Raw genomic sequence first — 18808 nt, 5'->3', positions numbered from 1 at the left:
CCTCCACGTCTACGCAACCGCGCACGGCATCGCTCTCACGACAGAGACAAAACCACCGTGTTGATTCTTTACGAGCCCTAAGGGGCGCGGGGAACGGCGCGGCCAACCCCCACCGAGCCGCACACTCATAACAGCCGCACGCCCCACCCCCCAAGGGGCGCGGGGAACTGCGCGACCAGCCCCCACCGGCCCGCAGGTGAAAACGGACGCGCACCCCCACACCCCCACACCCCCACACCCCCAAGACGGACGTCTCACGTGGCGGAAACACGGCGCAATAACCCCTACCCGCCCGTAAGCTCACGAACATGCAGGTGATCCAGTCGACCAAGCTCGCCAACGTCTGTTACGAGATCCGGGGCCCGGTCCTTGAGGAGGCGATGCGGCTGGAAGCGGCAGGCCACCGCATCCTCAAGCTGAACACCGGAAACCCCGCAGCGTTCGGCTTCGAGTGCCCGCCGGAGATCCTGGAGGACATCCTCCGCAACGTCTCGTCGGCGCACGGCTACGGAGACGCGAAGGGCCTGCTCGCGGCCCGCCGCGCCGTGGTCATGCACAACCAGACCCTCGGCATAGAGACGGACGTCGAGCACGTCTTCATCGGCAACGGCGTGTCCGAGCTGATCGTGATGGCGATGCAGGGCCTGCTGGACGACGGCGACGAGGTCCTCGTACCCGCGCCGGACTACCCGCTGTGGACCGCCGCCGTCTCCCTTTCCGGCGGCACCGCCGTCCACTACCGCTGCGACGAGCAGTCCGACTGGATGCCCGATCTCGCCGACGTGGAGCGGAAGGTCACCGACCGCACCAAGGCGATCGTGATCATCAACCCGAACAACCCGACGGGCGCGGTCTACGACGAGGCGATGCTGCGGGGCCTCACCGACATCGCCCGGCGTCACAACCTGCTGGTCTGCTCGGACGAGATCTACGACAAGATCCTGTACGACGAGGCCGTGCACACCCCGACCGCCAAGGTCGCCCCCGACCTGCTCACCCTCACCTTCAACGGGATGTCGAAGGCGTACCGCGTGGCCGGGTACCGGGTGGGGTGGATGGCGATCTCCGGGCCGCGGGCGCACGCCGACTCGTACATCGAGGGGCTGACGATCCTCGCCAACATGCGGCTCTGCGCGAACATGCCCGGTCAGCACGGTGTCGTCGCCGCTTTGAGTGGCCGGCAGACCATCAACGATCTCGTGCTGCCCGGCGGGCGGCTGCGGGAGCAGCGGGACGTGGCGCACAAGCTGCTGACCCAGATCCCGGGCGTGACCTGTGTGAAGCCGAAGGGCGCGCTGTACCTGTTCCCCCGCCTCGATCCGAAGGTCTACAAGATCAAGGACGACCGGCGGATGGTGCTGGACCTGCTGCGCACCGAGAAGATCATGGTCGTACAGGGGACGGGCTTCAACTGGCCGGAACCCGACCATTTCCGGGTCGTCACCCTGCCGACCGCGCGGGATCTGACGGACGCGGTGACCCGGATCGGGAACTTCCTGGACGGGTACGGACAGAGCTGACGCATGGTCACCCTGCGTGGTCGGGTGGCTTCGTTTTCGGAGTCTGCTCAACTTTAGACGAAATCTAAGCTAGGATGGCTTCCTGTCAGAGCACAGGAGGCCATCTCCCATGTACGAACCGATTCGCACCAAGTCGGTCCACACGATGGCCGGCACCGCCGACTTTCCCCATCGGTCGCGCGAGGAGGAGCTGGACATCCAGCTCGCCGGTCATCTGGCGGCACTGCTCGCGGTCACGGACGAGCTCCGCGGGCTCGAACCGTCCGCATCCGCCGAGCTCGACGCCGCCGCGGAACGGCTGGCCGAGCAGGTGACCCGGCTGCGTGGGGGGCGTCCGCCCGTCCGGGCGGGGGTTGCCGTCGGCGGGGGCGGCCGTGGGCCCGTGCCCGCGGGGTTGCATCAGCGGGCGCATGCCCTGGCGGGGCGTGCGCTTGTCGTCGCCGCGTCTCGGGCGGATACGGCGGGGGCGATCCTGGCCGCGCAGCGCATGGATGCGCACGCGGCTGCGGTCGCCGTCACGGAACCGGCGCTCACAGCTCACTGAGCTCCCGATCGGCCCCGGTCCGCGCGCACCCGCAGCGACGTGCGGACCGGGTGCCATGCGTGTGGTGAGGGGCCGCACCCTGGAGGGTGCGGCCCCTCTTCCCACTACGTGCATCCGTCGATCCTCACCTGCGCCCCGGCGGGGGCTGGCCGCGCAGTTCCCCGCGCCCCTCAAAGGCAGGGCTGCGCCCTGCAATCCTTCCGCCCGTCCGGCGGGCACCCTTCAGCCCGTCCGGCGACTGAGGACCCGAGGACACGGAAGCTGACCCCGGCATCCTTCCGCCCGTCCGGCGACTGAGGACCGAGGGTTCGCGGGCTGGCCCCGGCACCCTTCAGCCCGTCCGGCGTTTGAGGACCGGGGGTTCGGGGGCTGGCCCCCGAGTCAGTGACCTGACGGGACAGTGGACCCGCGTGCCCCCGATGCCCGCCTTTCAGCCCGTCCGGCGACTGAGGACCCGAGGGCACGGGGGCCGGCCCCGGCACCCTTCAGCCCGTCCGGCGTTTGAGGATCGGGGGTTTGGGGGCTGGCCCCCGAGAAAAGGAAGGCGGCAATCCGGTTGCGTACTGGGATGCGGTCGTCACCCCGTGTTCATGCGATGTGACGAGGAACGTTGAGTTCCGGGAGCACGCTCCGGATGTGAGACGAATCATCGCCATCGTCCTGGCGGTATTCCTGATCGGCGGAGTGGCAGCAGCCGTCGTAGCGGGCCGCGAAGACCAGGACAGCAGCACGGCAACGAAGACCGTGCAGGGAGTGATCGGGTCGGAGAAGGCGGAGTTCTTCGCCGACCCGGATGTGGTGAAGGCCCTCGCTGCCAGGGGCTACACCGTGGAGACGGAGACCTCCGGGTCCTGGGCCATGGAGGGACTCGACCTCAAGGGGTACGACTTCGCGTTCCCCTCCAGCCAGGCGCCCGCCGGGGAACTGGCCTCGAAGTACCACGTACGGCAGCCCCTGCCGCGCCCCTTCTACTCGCCCCTCGTGGTCGTGGCACACCGCAGTGCCTCCGAGGTGCTGGCGGGCAACGGCCTCGCGACCCTCAAGGGCAAGGGCAACGGCACCCTCGACATGAAGGCCTACCTCAAGGCCGCCGGGGCCGACCGGATCTGGCAGCAGCTCAAGGGTGCCGAGAAGCACGGTGAGTTGAGCGGCACGCTGTTCATCTCCACCACCGACCCGACCAGTTCGAACTCCGGCGCCCTGTACCTCGCCGCAGCCTCCTACGTCGCCGACGGCGGCCGGGTCGCCGACGGTGCCGCCGCGGTCGACCGCACCGCGCCCCTGATGCGCAAGCTGATCAGCGTCCAGGGCTCGCAGCAGACCAGCACGGACGCGGCGTTCCGCGACTTCGTCAGCGGCGTCGGCAACCCACTGGTCCTGGTGTACGAGTCCCAGGTCGCCGCCCTCCTCGCCGACGGCCAGGGCGTCGACGACCTGGTCGTTCTCTACCCGGACACCACCGCCAACAGCGACCACACGGTCGTCCCCCTCACCCCGGAGGGCCGGGCCCTCGGTGAACTGCTGGGGACCGACAAGGAGTTGCGCGGGCTCGCGGTGCGGCACGGGTTCCGGCCCCAGGGCGCGGCGGCCGAGTTCACGGCGGCCACCGACGCCCACACCACCTACCTCAACCAGACGCTGACCGGTGTCCGGCAGGTGCCCGTGCCCGCCTCCAAGGTGCTGCACGAGATGGCACGCCGGGCCCGGGACTAGGGGGAACTGCACGTGAGCAACATGGGGAACAAGAACGACGACACTTTCACTCTCACTCCTCCCGAGGCCGTCGCGGCCGTGCCGAAGGAGAAGGCCGGCGGGCTCGTGCCGGTCGACGAGTCCGTGCGTACGGACATGGCGCGCAAGGCCGCCGAGTACGTCGACGGGCTCGCCGTACTCGACGCCCGCTCCCCCGAATTCGCCGGGAAGATCGGCGAGATCGTGGCGCTCGGCTCCGGTGAGATGCGCGGCGCCGCCGCCCAGTCGAACCGCATGCTGGAGCGTACGATCCGCGCCCTGCCCGCGAACGGCGAGGACGCCCAGTCGCGTGTCTCGTCCTCGCTCGTCGAACTGCGGCGCACCGTCGAGGACCTGGACCCGCGCGAGCTGCCCGGCGGCAGGGCCCGCAAGCTGCTGTCCCGGCTGCCCGGCGGCAACAAGCTCCGCGACCATGTGGCCAAGTACGCCTCCGCGCAGGGCACGTTGAACAAGATCGTGGGCTCGTTGCGCGGCGGCCAGGACGAACTGCGGCGCGACAACGCCGCCCTGCAGACCGAACGCGTGCGTCTCTGGGACTCGATGGGCAAGCTCCAGGAGTACGTGGTCCTGACCGAGGCGCTGGACACGGCGGTCGAGGGTCACATCGGTGGGGTGGAGGCGCAGGATCCCGCCCAGGCGGACACCCTGCGCGCGGACGTCCTCTTTCCCGTACGGCAGAAGCACCAGGATCTGCTCACCCAGCTCGCGGTGTGCGCCCAGGGGTATCTGGCGATGGACGTGGTCCGCCGCAACAACGAGGAACTGATCAAGGGCGTCGACCGCGCGGCCACCACCACGGTCTCCGCGCTGCGCATCTCGGTCATGCTCGCGTCCGCCCTCGACAACCAGCGCAAGGTCGTCGAGCAGGTCAACGCGTTGCGCGGTACGACGGAGGACCTCATCCGCGGCAACGCGGAGATGCTCGCCACCCAGAGCGGCGAGATCCAGCGCATCGCCGCCGATCCGGCCGTGGGAGCGGAAACCCTCCGCTCGGCCTTCCAGCAGATCTACCAGACGCTGGACACGATCGACACGTACAAGGCCCAGGCAACGGAGACGATGGCGGCAACGGTGGAATCCCTCACCACAGAACTCCAGCACGCCACGGCCTACTTGGACCGCAGCCGCGCACAGGGCGCCTTGGAAGGAGGCCACCTCGCATGAACCGCCCAACGGCCAGACACCCGTCCCCGCACCCGTCTGTGGGCAGGCGTTCCGCACGGCGATGGGGGTCCCCCCGCGCGAGCGAAGCCGAGCGTGGGGGAGGGTGGGCACAGACCACCCACCGGGGCGCAGCCGCCATCGCGCTGGTACTGGCGACCGCCGGATGCACCTCAGCCGTAGAAGGGCCAAGCCCTTCAAGCAGCAAGCCGGCCCCAGGAACCCTGCGCATACTCGCGTCAAGCGAAGTCGTCGACATGACCCCCGTCCTGGACCAGGTCCGCAAGGACACCGGCATCAAGGTCGAGCCGACCTACATCGGCACGCTCGACGCCGTCGACCTCCTGGCGAAGGGCAGGACGAAGGGCGCCTACGACGCCGTCTGGCTCTCCTCCAACGACTACCTCCACCTGGACCCCGCCGCCGCGAGGCAGGTCGTGTCCGAGACTCCCGTGATGTCCAGCCCGCTGGCGATCGGGGTGAAGGCCGCCACCGTACGGAAGCTGGGATGGAAGCCCGGGGACGTCACCTGGGCCGACGTCGAGAAGGCGGTGCACAGCGGCGGCCTGACCTACGGCATGACCGACCCGTCCCGCTCCAACTCGGGTTTCTCCACCCTCGTGTCCGTGGCGTCGGGTCTGTCCGACGCCCAGTCCGCGCTGACGGACGCCGATGTGCGGAAGGCGACGCCCCGGCTGACGGAGTTCTTCAAGGGGCAGAAGCTGACGTCCGGGTCGTCGGGCTGGCTGGCGCAGGCGTACGACCGGCGCGGTGACGTCGACGCGCTGCTCAACTACGAGTCGGTGCTGAAGTCGCGGAAGGATTTGACGGTGATCCGGCCGCGTGACGGTGTGGTCACCGCCGACTATCCGCTTTCCTCGCTCGCGTCCACGGGCCAGGAGGTCCGCGAGGACGTCCGCCGGCTCACCGAGGCCCTGCGTGCCCCGGCCACCCAGCGGCTGATCACCGACCGGACGCTGCGCCGGCCCGTCGTGCCCTCCGTGCGGCCCGCGGCGGGGCTCGACACCACCAGGCGCCGCGAACTGCCCTTCCCGGGCAGCCGTTCCGTCGCCGACGGACTCCTCGACTCGTACGAGAACAAGCTGCGCCGCCCCTCCCGGACCGTGTACGTGCTCGACACCTCGGGCTCGATGGGTGAGGACGGGCGGCTCGGGGGACTGAAGAAGGCGCTCACCGACCTCACCGGCGACTTCCGCGAACGCGAGGAGGTGACGCTGATGCCGTTCGGCTCGGCCGTCAAGAGCGTACGCACGCATGTGGTGCGGCCCGAGGACCCGCGTGCGGGGCTCGACGCGATCCGCCGTGACACGCGGGCGCTCACCGCGGAGGGCGACACCGCGATCTATACGTCGCTGCAGAAGGCGTACGAGCAGTTGGGCGCCGACGACGACACGTTCACGTCGGTCGTGCTGATGACGGACGGCGAGAACACGGAGGGCGCGAGCCCGGCGGAGTTCGACGGGTTCTACGGGCGGCTGTCCGCGGACGAGCGGCGGATTCCCGTCTTCCCGATCCTGTTCGGCGACTCCGACCGCGGCGAGCTGGAACACATCGCCGAACTGACCGGCGGCCGTCTCTTCGACGCGCAGAAGGGCTCGCTGGACGGCGCTTTCAAGGAGATCCGTGGCTACCAATAAGCCCAGCCGGCTCTTCGGCTATCTGGAGTCCCGTAAGAACCTCACCGGGAGCGCCTGCGGGATCGCCGGTCTCGGGCTGACCTTCGCGGGGGTCGCCGGGGCGTACTGGCCCGTCGTTGTCGTGGGTCTGTACGGGGCGGGCGCGCTGATCGCCCCGCCGGAACGGCCGCCGCTGCCGGACTTCCCGGATCCGTCCGCGCAGTTGGGCGAGATCCGCGACGACTTCGGGAAGTTGCGGGCCTACCTCGCGGACGTCGAGCTGCCGCCCGCCGCCGCCGGGCGGCTCACCGAGCTGACCGAGCTGCTGGCGGCGCTGCTCGATCCCGGGTGGGTCGCGGAGATCCTCGCGCAGGACCCGGAGGGGGTGCACGCGCTGTCCCGGGCCGTGCGGACGGATGTGCCGGAGGCCGTCGACACGTTCGTACGGACGCGGTGGTGGGTGCGGCTGGCGCCCGGTACGGAGGCGCCCGAGCGGCATCTTGAGCGACAGCTCACGCTGCTGCACGAGGAGGCGGAGGCCCTGGCCGCCGGTCTGCGCGAGACGGAGGCCCGGCGTCAGGAGTCCCACACCCGTTATCTGGAGGACCGGGCGTAGCCCCTTCCCCCGCGGGCCGTGTGGGGAGGGGGCTCAGGCGGGGCCGAACTCCGTGAGCGCGCGGTCCACGATCGTCTCCAGCTGCTCATGGTGTGCGCCCCGCCAGTACGCCCGCCCGCACTCCGCGCACTTCGCGAACACGTCGTACGACCGTCGCGTACCCCCTTCGAGCTGCTCGGCGACCTCGTCCTTCGAGGCCTCCGCGAGCAGTCCGTTGCACGCGGTGCACCGGGTCCAGGGGCGCAGTGCGGGGGCGAAACGGCCCAGTACGTCCCGTAGTTGTTCGTCCGGTCGGGTGCTGTAGACGAACGCCCCCGCCCACAGCTCCCGGCGCCGCAGCAGGCCCCGGTCCCGGCTGAGCATCACCCGCCGTTCGGCCGCGGATCTCGTCGCGAGCGCGGGATCGCCGATGTCCAGGGACTCGTACGCGGCGTCGACGCCGAGCAGTCGCAGCCTGCGCGCCAGCGTGCCCAGGTGGACGTCGAGCAGGAATCGCAGCGGGGCGCCCGGCACCGGCTGGGGGCGCTCGACCGCTCGTACCTCGACGGAGTCGGCCGGTGCGGGCAGATGCGAAACGGCCACCGGGCTGCCGTTCACCACGAGTTCCCCGACCTCGGTCAGCGGGACGCCGAGCGACTCGACGACATGCCCGAGGGTGGAGGAGCCGTCGGTGGCGAGCGACGTGGCCCCCGACCGGCGTCCGTGCGGGACGAACACCCGCAGTCCGGGGGCGAATTCGACGTGGATCTCGGGTCCGTTCACCGGGTCAGGATGACATGCGGGGTGGGCCCGTGGCCTCAGGGTTTACCCGGAGCGAGCCCTTGGTCCAGGACGTCCAGGGCCCGGTCGACGAGTGCGCCGAGGTCGTCCTCGTGTCCGTGCTCGGCCCAGTACAGGGCCGCCTCCGTCAGACCGCCCACCAGGGACATCGCGGCGACGCGCACCTCGAAGCCGTCGGGTGCCCGGCCGGTGCGCTCGCCGATGACCTGGCGGAGCAGCCGACCGGTACGGGCCATGTTCTCCGTCATCCGGGTGCGCACGGCGGGCACCTCGACCATCAGCCTGGTCCGCAGCCGGGTCACCTCCGGTTCTTCCGGGGCCGGGGCCGCGGCGCCGAGGGCGATGCCCGTTCTGAACACGTGCCGGAGGGAGTCGGGCCACGGTTCGTCGGCCGGGCGGGCGCGCAGTTCCGCCACGAGCAGCGGGGCGCACTCGTCCGTGAGGACGATGTCCTCCTTGGCCGGAAAGTAGCGCAGGACCGTGGACGGCGACACCTCGGCCCGCTCGGCGATCTGCTCGATCGTCGTCGCGTCGTACCCCTGCTCGCGGATCAGTCCGTACGTCGCGTCACGGATGGCCGTGCGCGTCTTGGTCTTCTTGCGCTCACGGAGTCCCGGCCGGGCAGCGGGGGCGGCCGGGGTGGCGGGAGGCGGAGTAGGTGCGGCCGTCATGGCGGTCATTGTCGGGCATCCGCCGAGGCCGGGGCCATGTCCGGAGCCGGTGTCATGTGCGGAGTCGGTGGCATGTCCGGAGCCGGTGTCATGTCATGGCCGGGGCGGGCGCGCCGGAGGGCGGCCCCGGCTATCCGTACTGGTAGGCCACCATCGAGATGCCGATGTAGTGCGCGATGAACGCCGCGAGCGTGAACGAGTGGAAGACCTCGTGGAAGCCGAACCAGCGCGGTGACGGGTTGGGGCGCTTGAGTGCGTAGATCACGCCGCCGGCGCTGTAGAGGAGCCCGCCCACGATCACCAGGACCAGGACGGCGATACCGCCGGCCCGCATGAAGTCAGGGAGGAAGAAGACGGCTGCCCAGCCCATCGCGATGTAACAGGGGGTGTAGAGCCAGCGCGGGGCGCCGATCCAGAAGACCCGGAAGGCGATGCCCGCGAGCGCCGCGATCCAGATGCCCCACAGCAGCCACTTCCCCTTGCTCTCCGGGAGCAGCAGCATCGTCAGCGGTGTGTACGAGCCCGCGATGATCAGGAAGATGTTCGCGTGGTCGAGTCTGCGCAGCACGCCGTCCATGCGCGGACTCCACGTGCCGCGGTGGTAGATCGCGCTGACTCCGAACAGCAGGCAGGCCGTCAGGACGAAGATCGCGCAGGCCGCACGGGCGCGGGTCGAGCCGGCGAGGGCCGTCAGGACCAGGCCGGAGACGAGGACCGCGGGGAACATTCCGGCGTGCAGCCAGCCGCGCAGTCTTGGCTTGACGGGGTGCGGCAGGGAGAGCGCTTCGGCGACACGGTCGACGACCGGCGATTCCGCTGAGGCGTCGGGGCTGGGCGCAGTCATGGGATCCATCGTACCTACGGAACCGTAAGTTACGTATCAGCCGACCGTCAGAAGTGCGCCAAGTGGCCAGCGTCTCACGCGGGTGCCCGGCGGCGAGTGGCGATGCTCACGCCGCTCAGGTGTGAGGCCCTCTGGACATATGCGCGGACCCGTCGGATGATCAAATGAGTGCGGTCGGCACCGGATGAGCGCCAGGAAGATCGATATCCACCGAAAAGATCGATAAGGGTCGGTAAAAATCTGTGACGATCGGTCACGATCGGTGAGTATCGATTACGTGAAGCATCCGGGTCGCAGCCCCCACGGGGCACAAAAAACAAAAACCCCTCATCTAGGAGCGATCGTGGCGCGCGACATCGCGGCTCCCTCTTCTTCCGACACCGTCCCCACCCACCATCAGGAACTGATCTCGTGGGTCAACGAGATCGCCGAACTGACGCAGCCGGACAGTGTGGTCTGGTGTGACGGCTCAGAGGCCGAATACGAGCGACTGAGCGAGGAGCTCGTCCGCAAGGGCACCTTCAAGAGGCTCGACCCGATCAAGCGCCCGAACTCCTACTACGCGGCCTCCGACCCGACCGATGTCGCCCGGGTCGAGGACCGGACGTTCATCTGCTCCGAGGACGAGGCGGACGCGGGCCCGACCAACCACTGGAAGGACCCCGCCGAGATGCGGGAGGTCTTCCAGGGCAAGGAGGGCAACGGGGGGATCTTCCGCGGCTCGATGCGCGGCCGGACGATGTACGTCGTCCCGTTCTGCATGGGCCCGCTCGGCTCCGACCTCTCCGCCATCGGCGTCGAGATCACCGACTCCGCGTACGTCGCCGTGTCCATGCGCACCATGACCCGGATGGGCCGGCCGGTCCTGGACGAACTCGGCTCCGACGGTTTCTTCGTGCGTGCTGTGCACACGCTCGGGGCGCCGCTGGAGGAGGGCGAGGCGGACGTGCCGTGGCCGTGCAACTCCACGAAGTACATCTCCCACTTCCCGGAGACCCGCGAGATCTGGTCGTACGGCTCCGGGTACGGCGGCAACGCGCTGCTCGGCAAGAAGTGCTACGCGCTGCGCATCGCCTCCGTCATGGCCCGTGACGAGGGCTGGCTCGCCGAGCACATGCTCATCCTGAAACTCACTCCCCCGCAGGGAGAGTCGAAGTACGTGGCCGCCGCGTTCCCGAGCGCCTGCGGCAAGACGAACCTCGCGATGCTGGAGCCGACGGTCCGCGGCTGGACCGTCGAGACCATCGGCGACGACATCGCGTGGATGCGCTTCGGCGAGGACGGGCGACTGTACGCGATCAACCCCGAGGCCGGTTTCTTCGGTGTCGCGCCCGGCACCGGTGAGCACACCAACGCCAACGCGATGAAGACGCTGTGGGGCAACTCCGTCTTCACCAATGTCGCCCTCACCGACGACAACGACGTGTGGTGGGAGGGCATGACGGAGGAGACGCCCGCCCATCTGACGGACTGGAAGGGCAACGACTGGACGCCCGAGTCCGGCGTTCCCGCCGCGCACCCCAACGCCCGCTTCACCACACCCGCCGCGCAGTGCCCGATCATCGCGCCCGAGTGGGAGGACCCGCGGGGCGTGCCGATCTCGGCGATCCTCTTCGGTGGCCGCCGCGCCACGGCCGTGCCGCTGGTCACCGAGTCCTTCGACTGGAACCACGGTGTCTTCCTCGGCGCGAACGTGGCCTCCGAGAAGACCGCCGCCGCCGAGGGCAAGGTCGGTGAGCTGCGCCGCGACCCGTTCGCGATGCTGCCGTTCTGCGGCTACAACATGGGCGACTACATGGGCCACTGGGTCGATGTCGCCAAGGGCAAGGACCAGGCGAAGCTCCCGAAGATCTACTACGTCAACTGGTTCCGCAAGAACGACGCGGGCAAGTTCGTGTGGCCCGGCTTCGGCGAGAACAGCCGGGTCCTGAAGTGGATCGTGGACCGGCTCGACGGGCGGGCCGAGGGTGTCGAGACGCCGATCGGTGTGCTGCCGGCGAAGGGCGCGCTCGACACGGTGGGTCTCGAACTCTCCGAGTCCGACCTCGACTTCCTTCTCACGGTCGACAAGGAGGTCTGGCGTGAGGAGGCCGCGCTCGTGCCGGAGCATCTGAACACGTTCGGTGAGCACACGCCGGTTGAGCTGTGGGACGAGTACCGGGCGTTGGTCAAGCGACTGGGCTGAGGCCCGTCGTTTGTCGTTCGTCCTCAAGCGCCGGACGGGCTGATTGGTCAGCCCGTCCGGCGCTTGAGTCATGTGGCCGGGCGGGGCGCGACCGGCGTCTTTCAAGGGGCGCGGGGAACTGCGCGCCCAGCCACGACGCACCCGCACCCGCACCCGCACCCGCACATCAACGCTTGGTGTCTCCCTTTCCGCATGCCACGCCGTCCCCGTTGCGGTCGAGGCGCAGTGGGTCGTCCTTGCCGTTGATCTTCAGGGGGCCGTAGTCGTTCGACTTCAGCCATGCGCAGCGGGACGCCGTCGTCTTCTTCACCGAGTCCGGGAAGACCGTCGGGACGCAGACGTTCGCGGAGCCGTAGTGGCGGTCGCAGCCCGCGATGGTCGGGCTGACCTTCGCGGCGGCGCGCTTCTTGCCGGGCTTCACGACCTTCCCCTCCAGCGAGTCCGCGAAGGCGTGGACGTGGCCCGAGGCGGCTTCCCCGGAGGTGGCGGCCATCGCGGACGGGCCCTGGAGGTGGACCCACTTCGCCACCGACGGCACGCCGTTCGCGTCGACCGCGAAGAGCATGTACCAGCCGGGCGGGGCGAGGTTCGGGTTGCTGGTGACGTTCAGGTCGACGTTGTTGCCGTCGACGGAGAGCGGCAGGTCCACGAAGCGCTGGTTCGGGTCGGAGGAGTGGGTGACCGCGGCCGGGCGGATCAGTTCGGCCCTGGCGATGGGCCGGTCGACCGTGATGCGTTGCGTGTCGCCGTACGTCCACTCGTTGTCGATGACCGAAGTGATCGCCGGACGCGGACCCTTGAGCAGGTACGGCGGGGTGTAGATCGACACGTTGTGGTTCCAGGTGCCGTTGCCCGGGTTGTCGCCGGTGGCCATCACGCGGCCGTCGGGGAGCAGGAACGCGGACGAGTGGTAGCCGCGGGCCTCGGGGTCGGCGGCCACCGGGTCGAAGGTGTTCGTCGCAGGGTCGTAGAGCGACGACTCGTACACCGGGTTGGCGCGGTTGTGCAGGGCGCCGCCGGTCTCCAGGACCTTTCCGTCGGGCAGCAGCACGGCGGACACGTACATCTTGCCCTGGGCGCCGGTCTGCGCGACCTTGCCGTTGCCGAGGTCGACGGTGCCCTGCGGGAGCGGTGGTCCGGCGACGTACGCCGGGTTCGCGGACTTGAGGTCGATGACGTCGGTCAGCCGGTTCGCGTCGGGGTTCGAGTCGATGTTGCCGCCGCCGATGGTGAGGACCTTCTGGTCCTGGGCCGGGGGCAGCAGCACGCTGGCCGACTGGTCGCGTTCGTCCTTGCGCTGCAGGCCGGGCACCTGGGTGGTGGTGTTGGCGTCGTAGTCGTAGATCGCCGAGCCCGTGCCGGGGATGTTGTTGCCGAAGGTGTGGCTGCCCGTGTAGAAGAGGCGGCCGTCCTGCATGAGGACCATCGTCGGGTACAGGCCCCAGTACGACCAGGTCTGGTTGACCTGCCACAGCGGCAGCCACTTGTTCTCGGCGTCCGACCAGCGTTCGGCCGTCACGGAACCGGTCGAGTCCTCCTTCAGCCCGCCGAAGGAGATCACGTCACCGTTGCCGAGGATCGTCGCCGACGGATACCAGTGCCCGTCGTTCATGTCATTGGTCTTGCTGTACGTCTCGGTGACCGGGTCGAAGGTGTACGAGTCCTTGTAGCCCTGGTAGCCGACCGTGCCGTCGGCGGACGGATAGCCCTTGTTGCCGCTCATGACGAGGACGCGGCCGTCGTCGAGCTGCACATGGCCCGCGCAGAACATGTCCTTGGGCGTGGGGATCTGCTTGTACGTGCCGGTCACCGGGTTGTAGACCGCGCTGGTGAACGTGCCCGCCTTGAACATCTCCTCGCTGTTGCCGGAGCCCGCGATGAGCAGCACCTTGCCGTTGTTGAGGACGACGGAGTGCATGGAGCGGACCGGGTTCTGCGTGGGCAGCACGTCCCAGCGGCCGTTGGCGCACTGCTCGGCCGTGCCGGTGCACACCGGGTCGGGTACCGGGTCGGCGACCTGGTCCATCGTGTAGTCGTCGGTGGTCACGGAGCCGGTTCCGTAGACGGAGACACCCCAGCTGATGCGGTCGGTGCCCGCGGGGACCTCGGGGGTACGGACCGTTGCCTCGGACCAGTTCGCGCTGATCGGGAGCGTCTTGAGGTCGGTCCAGTACTGCCAGCCGGCGGTCGTGTCGTGCCGGAAGAGCGTGAGGGAGGTGTCCGGGGTCGTCGACTTGTACCAGAGCCCGAGGTCGTACTGCCTGCCGACGCTCACCACGGGCGCGCACGCGGCGGACTCGGTGATCAGCGCCTTGCGGTCGCCCTCGGTACGGCGGGTCAGTTCGACCTTCATGGCCTTGGAGCCGGTGTGGGCGCCGCCGACGGTGGAGAAGGTGAAGTCGTTGTCGCCCCAGCCGGACTTCTCCCAGCAGTACGGCATGCCGTCGCCGCCCGTGCCCGCGGTCTCGAAGCCCGGGTTCTTCACGAGGTTGGCGGCGGAGGCCGGCTGCGGGACGGAGAGGAGCAGCCCCGAGGTGAGGGCTCCGACGGCGAGCAGGGTGGTGGTACGGCGTCCGGGGCGGGCCGGGTGTCGGGGGCGGGCCGGGCGGCCCGACGCCGGAGCGCGTCTGCGGAACATCAGCTGGGTCTCCTTGCTGTGCGGCTCCTTGCGCGGCGGCTCTTCCCGGCCGCCGCTCCTCCTGTGCGACCTCCCTTCCGTGGCAGGTAGACCAGCGCCTCCGTGCCCGCGAACCGCAGGACGAAGGTGGTCACCAGGGCGAGTGCCGTGGCGGTGAGCGCGTTCATGCCGAACCGGCCCACGAGCAGCGCGATCAGCGGGATGCGCAGGACCAGGTCGGCGTTGGCGAGCAGCGCGAACCGGCCCGCCCTGTCCCACCAGTGCCGGTGCTGCCGCCGGTCCCGGAAGCACAGGTGCTCGATGAGCAGGAAGTTCCAGGCGACGCCGAACTGGTTGGCGACGATCTCGGCCGGCAGATAGTGCATCCCTGCGGCCGTCAACGCCCACAGGCCGAGGAGGTTGGGCAGGAAGCCCGTCGCGCCGATCAGCCCGAAGACCACCATCCGGGCCACCGGCGAGGCCGTGCGCAGTCCGGCGAGGTGCCGCAGGAAACGGAAGCCCTCCTGCGCGCTCGACTTGGACTCCCCCGCGAACCGGTCCTGGAAGACGAACGGCACCTCGGTGACCTGGCGGGGCCGGGCCCGTACGGCCATTTCGAGCAGGATCTTGTAGCCGAGGGGCTTCAGGACGTCCGCGGTGACCGCGCTGCGGCGGATCGCGAAGAAACCGCTCATCGGGTCGCTGATGCCGCGCAGCCGGTGCGGGAACAGCGTCTTCGTCAGCCAGGTGGCGCCGCGCGAGACGGCGACGCGGTAGCCGCCCGCCAAGCCCTCGCGGCTGCCGCCCTTGATGTAGCGGGAGGCGACGACGAGTCCGGCGGGGGCGCGTTCGCCCGCGGCCACCAACTCCGTTACCAGGGACGGCGGATGCTGCAGGTCGCCGTCCATGACGACGATCCAGTCGGAGGTCGCCGCCCGGAGACCCTCGACGACCGCCCCGCCGAGCCCGCCGACGGGCTCCTCGCGGTGCAGCACGGTCACCGGGTACGGGCAGTCGCGGGCGGCCTCGCGGATCACCTGGGGGGTGTCGTCGGTGGAGTCGTCCACGAAGACGACCTCGCAGGGCAGGCGCGCGGGCACCGAGGCGGTGATCTGCCGCAGCAACTCGCGGATGTTCGCGGACTCGTTGAAGGTCGGCACGACGATGGTGACCGCGCCGGGCTCGGGGAGCGGGGAGGCCGAGCGCAGTGCCGGGTCGCTCAACTCCCCCGGCAGCTCCCCCGGGACGATGGAGTCGTACGTCATCGGTCGCCGCCTTCCGTGGCCGCGGCGCCCGTGCCGCTCGCCGTGCTCTCCCTGCTCGCCCTGCTCTCCTCGCCGCCGTTCTCGATCCTGCGGATCTCGATGCGGTCCGGGCCCTCGCCGAAGGTGGCGACCGGTGTCGAGTGCTTCATCGCCTGCTTCACGTTGGGCAGGTCGACGGCGTCGCGCCGCACGGTCGGGGAGGCGACGACGTAGTCGAGGTCGCGCCAGCCGCGCGGCATGGTCTTCGTCACCGCGGGGTCGAGGTCGGCCTTGTAGAACCAGATGACGCCGAGGCCTGGCTGGTAGCCGGCGTGCACGAGGTCGAGCCAGAGCGCGTCGTCGACCAGGACGCGGGTGTCCTGGGGGTCGTCGACCTCGGTGGCCAGCCACTTCGAGGCGGCCCGGTAGGGGGCGTTGGCGTCGGTGGTGGCGGCGGTGCGGGCGCCGTCGTACCAGCGCGGCACGACGTACACGGCCGAGACCGCGACGAGCAGCGCCGCGACCGCGTACCGGCCGCGGGTGACGTACGTGCTCTCGTCGGCGGCCCGCCATCTGCGCAGCACCCCGTGGGCGACGCTGGCCGTGCCCCCGGCGAGGACCAGGGCGAGGAACGGCAGGGCCTGGATGACGTACATCGCGGGCAGGTAGCCGTTCGGGCGCAGGGCGACCAGGGCGAGGACGGCGACGGTCAGGGCGGGTCCGGCGAGCGCCCGCGCGGTGACCGACCAGCGCCAGGTGACCAGGAGGAGCAGTGCGCCGGCCAGGCCGCCCAGCGGCAGGATGCGGTCGTAGTAGAGCCAGGACCGCAGGACCTCGTACGAGCCGGAGCCCGTGTCGAGGATGAAGCCCGAACCGGGCCTGGTCAGCTGGTATTCGAGGCCGTCCCACAGCGAGACGTGTCCGGCGCCGGGGAACAGCTCGCCCTTGAGGAGGGCGAAGAGCGGGTACGACATGCCGATCAGGACGCAGGCCGTGACGGCTCCGGTGAGGGCGAACTTGCGGGTGTCGCGGTGGCTGTGGCGCCACATGGTGACGAGCACGGCGGGCAGGACGAAGATCATCGTTTCTTTGGTGAGGACCGCCGCCGCCGCGGCGAGTCCCGCCCCGAAGTGGTGCCAGAGGTGGCGGCTCGGGGAGGCGGCGAGACAGAACGCGAGCAGCGTCCACATCACCGCGATGTTGTCGAGGAAGATCTCGCGCTGGAGGACCACGGACAGCGGCGAGAGCCCGAACAGCAGCAGCGCGAGCGCGGCGGCCCAGCGGGGCAGGGACAGCCGGCGGGCCAGTACGTAGACGAGGACCGCGCTCACCGCGCTGACCAGGAGCATCACGATCCGCATCGAGCCGACCGTCATCGACTCGGGGCTGAGCAGGGACGGTATCCAGGTCAGTACGGCTATCTGTATCCAGCCGAGGGGCGGGTGGTCGTACCAGTACGTGTAGTGGGCGAGGCCGTCGCCCTGCTGCACGGACCAGGCCTGGGCGAGGTAGGTGCCCTCGTCGTCGCTGAGGGTCGGGTAGTCGGCGATGTTCCAGCCCTGCACGGTCATGACGGCCACGAGGAGGACGCCGCACAGGATCAGGTCGGCCTTCGAACGGCGCAGCCGGGAGGGTGCTGTTCGAGGGGTCGAACCGGTGGTGGGGACAGGTGTGCGCTGCGCGGGGACCTTGGAGGTGGTCACCGCGGGGAGGGTGGAGGTCACGCAGGGACGTCCTCTCGGGACCCGCGGGCCACGGCCGCGGCTTCGGTGTCGGCATCGGTGTCGGCGCCGATTGCGGTGGCGGTGGCGATGTCGGCGCCCTTGCCGAGGTCGTTGCCGGAGTCATGGCCGGTGTCGGTGAGGTGCGCGCCGACGTGGCTGGTCAGCTCCCAGTCGTTGCGGCCCCGCTGCTCGCGCCAGACGGCCCGGACGGCCGCGCCGGCGAGGAGCACCTGGTAGAAGGGGCCGCCGACGACGAGCTTGAGGTAGTGGACGAAGCGGACGCGCAGCCCGTACTGCTTGCCGAAGTCGTGCAGTCCGACGAGTTCGAAGACGAACGTGACGAACGCGGTGACGGCCGGCAGGAAGGTGATGAAGGCGACGCCGACGGGGACGTCGAGGAAGAGCGCGACGGCCACGTTGAGCGGGATGATCACGCCGGAGATCGCCTGGAGGTACGGGGTCATCAGGGTGTAGCGGGCGAGCAGGCGCTGTCCGAAGCCGGGGAGCTGCTTCCAGTCCTTCTTGCGGTAGACCTGGAGGAATCCCTGGTTCCACCGGGTGCGCTGCTTGAGCAGCGACATCAGGCTGCCGGGCGTCTCCTCCTTGGTCACCATGTCGGAGTCGTACGCGACGACGACCTTCTTGCCGACGCTGGAGAGCCGTACGCCCAGGTCGCAGTCCTCGGCGAGGCAGTCGGGGTCCCAGCCGTCGGCCTCCCGCAGGACGTCCGTGCGGACGAAGACGGTGTTGCCGCCCAGCGGGATGAAACCTTTCTGCGCATGGAGGTGGAGCCGCGAGCGGAACCAGAAGAAGTACTCCAGGCAGTTGCGCAGGCTGTACCAGCTGGAGTGGAAGTTGATGAGCTGGACGCCGCCCTGGACGACGTCCGCGCCGGTGGTGCGGAAGGCGTGGTCGACGTGCGCGAGCAGCTCCGGATGGACCTGGTCCTCGGCGTCGAAGACTCCGACGACATCGCCGCGGCAGTACGGCAGCGCCGTGTTCATGGCCTTCGGCTTGTTCTTCTTCTCGTGGGTGTCGACGACCACACGCACCCGCGGGTCGCGGGCCTCGGCGTGCCGGGCCACCTCGGTGGTGTCCGGGTCGTCGTGGCCGACGATCACGATGATCTCGAAGTCGGTGTGGCTGGATTCCAGCAGACGCTGGATGGTGTGGTCGAGGACGGCCTGCTCGTGCCTCGCGGGCAGCAGCAGCGAGAAGGACACGTGCTCGCCCCCGTCCGGACTGCTGAACCGGGTGGAGGCGAGCACCTCGGGCGTACGCCACGCGTGCATCTGCCACCACAGGGTGAAAGCAGCCATCCAGAAAAGGGCGAGCGAAACGACAGCGATGAAGACAGACGCCAGCAAAAGATCCCCCCAGGATCCCCAGAACCCCCTGTCACGACAGCGAGTCACTCCTGTCGTGTCCGGGACAGAGACTATGGGGATTCTGTGAAGTCCGGGAGGTGTTCTGATAAATAGCGTGTTTCGGAATGCTCGGTCGACTAGTAGGA

14 protein-coding genes are annotated in these 18808 nt (G+C 69.6%); 7 read left to right on the top strand and 7 right to left on the bottom strand.

Annotated elements, in window-relative coordinates:
• Nucleotides 1-308 precede the first annotated feature (308 nt).
• The 6 genes from ACZ60E_RS45270 (at nt 309) to ACZ60E_RS45245 (ending at nt 7230) form a co-directional block, all read left to right on the top strand.
• Nucleotides 309-1520 carry a pyridoxal phosphate-dependent aminotransferase gene (locus ACZ60E_RS45270; RefSeq protein ID WP_384812413.1) on the top strand — a complete coding sequence of 404 codons (1212 nt, stop codon included), beginning with the start codon at nt 309-311 and terminating at the stop codon, nt 1518-1520.
• 109 nt (nt 1521-1629) lie between these two features.
• The gene (locus ACZ60E_RS45265) at nt 1630-2064 is read left to right on the top strand and encodes an SCO4983 family protein (protein ID WP_385836822.1); all 435 of its coding nucleotides are present in this window, start codon (nt 1630-1632) and stop codon (nt 2062-2064) included.
• 636 nt (nt 2065-2700) lie between these two features.
• Nucleotides 2701-3777, top strand: coding sequence for a hypothetical protein (locus tag ACZ60E_RS45260; RefSeq protein ID WP_469448163.1), 1077 nt, complete (start codon nt 2701-2703; stop codon nt 3775-3777).
• A 21-nt stretch (nt 3778-3798) separates the two neighbouring features.
• Nucleotides 3799-4980 (top strand): toxic anion resistance protein, encoded by a 1182-nt coding sequence (locus ACZ60E_RS45255; RefSeq protein ID WP_469448165.1) that lies wholly within the window; start codon nt 3799-3801, stop codon nt 4978-4980.
• Nucleotides 4977-6635 (top strand): vWA domain-containing protein, encoded by a 1659-nt coding sequence (locus ACZ60E_RS45250; RefSeq protein WP_469448162.1) that lies wholly within the window; start codon nt 4977-4979, stop codon nt 6633-6635. The genes ACZ60E_RS45255 and ACZ60E_RS45250 overlap by 4 nt, the downstream gene beginning before the upstream one ends.
• A complete protein-coding gene (locus ACZ60E_RS45245; RefSeq protein WP_384812425.1) occupies nt 6622-7230 on the top strand; it encodes a hypothetical protein in 609 nt (202 codons plus the stop codon). Before ACZ60E_RS45250 ends, ACZ60E_RS45245 begins: the two co-directional genes overlap by 14 nt.
• Nucleotides 7231-7263: 33 nt before the next feature.
• Here the strand turns inward: ACZ60E_RS45245 and ACZ60E_RS45240 are convergent, their stop codons facing one another.
• From ACZ60E_RS45240 to trhA, 3 genes are all read right to left on the bottom strand, one after another.
• Nucleotides 7264-7992: a Mut7-C RNAse domain-containing protein gene (locus ACZ60E_RS45240; protein ID WP_469448161.1), complete on the bottom strand. Its 729-nt coding sequence runs from the start codon at nt 7990-7992 to the stop codon at nt 7264-7266.
• A gap of 35 nt (nt 7993-8027) precedes the next feature.
• Complete coding sequence (locus tag ACZ60E_RS45235) at nt 8028-8681, bottom strand: TetR/AcrR family transcriptional regulator (protein WP_469448160.1); 654 nt, start codon at nt 8679-8681, stop codon at nt 8028-8030.
• Between the two features lie 130 nt (nt 8682-8811).
• Nucleotides 8812-9525: a PAQR family membrane homeostasis protein TrhA gene (gene trhA / locus ACZ60E_RS45230; RefSeq protein WP_107020298.1), complete on the bottom strand. Its 714-nt coding sequence runs from the start codon at nt 9523-9525 to the stop codon at nt 8812-8814.
• Nucleotides 9526-9868: 343 nt separating this feature from the next.
• On the opposite strand from trhA, the gene ACZ60E_RS45225 reads away from it, so the two are divergent.
• Entirely contained in the window at nt 9869-11710 is a 1842-nt protein-coding gene (locus tag ACZ60E_RS45225; protein ID WP_469448159.1) for a phosphoenolpyruvate carboxykinase (GTP), read from the top strand.
• Nucleotides 11711-11876: 166 nt separating this feature from the next.
• On the opposite strand, the gene ACZ60E_RS45220 is transcribed toward ACZ60E_RS45225, so the two are convergent.
• Genes ACZ60E_RS45220 through ACZ60E_RS45205 form a run of 4 tightly spaced genes read right to left on the bottom strand, consistent with a single transcriptional unit; the run spans nt 11877 to nt 18662 of the window.
• Nucleotides 11877-14348, bottom strand: a complete 2472-nt coding sequence (locus tag ACZ60E_RS45220) for a galactose oxidase-like domain-containing protein (protein WP_469448158.1) — start codon at nt 14346-14348, stop codon at nt 11877-11879.
• On the bottom strand, nt 14348-15592 hold the full coding sequence (locus tag ACZ60E_RS45215) for a glycosyltransferase (RefSeq protein ID WP_469448157.1): 1245 nt from the start codon (nt 15590-15592) through the stop codon (nt 14348-14350). Before ACZ60E_RS45215 ends, ACZ60E_RS45220 begins: the two co-directional genes overlap by 1 nt.
• Nucleotides 15589-17295 (bottom strand): ArnT family glycosyltransferase, encoded by a 1707-nt coding sequence (locus ACZ60E_RS45210; protein WP_469448156.1) that lies wholly within the window; start codon nt 17293-17295, stop codon nt 15589-15591. The genes ACZ60E_RS45215 and ACZ60E_RS45210 overlap by 4 nt, the downstream gene beginning before the upstream one ends.
• The gene (locus ACZ60E_RS45205; protein ID WP_453794129.1) at nt 17292-18662 is read right to left on the bottom strand and encodes a glycosyltransferase; all 1371 of its coding nucleotides are present in this window, start codon (nt 18660-18662) and stop codon (nt 17292-17294) included. Before ACZ60E_RS45205 ends, ACZ60E_RS45210 begins: the two co-directional genes overlap by 4 nt.
• Nucleotides 18663-18808 lie beyond the last annotated feature (146 nt).

The sequence above is a fragment of the Streptomyces sp. NPDC102514 genome, from assembly GCF_055584525.1.
Note: the sequence above shows the minus strand (reverse complement) of the source record. Positions and strands in the feature narration are given on the sequence as shown.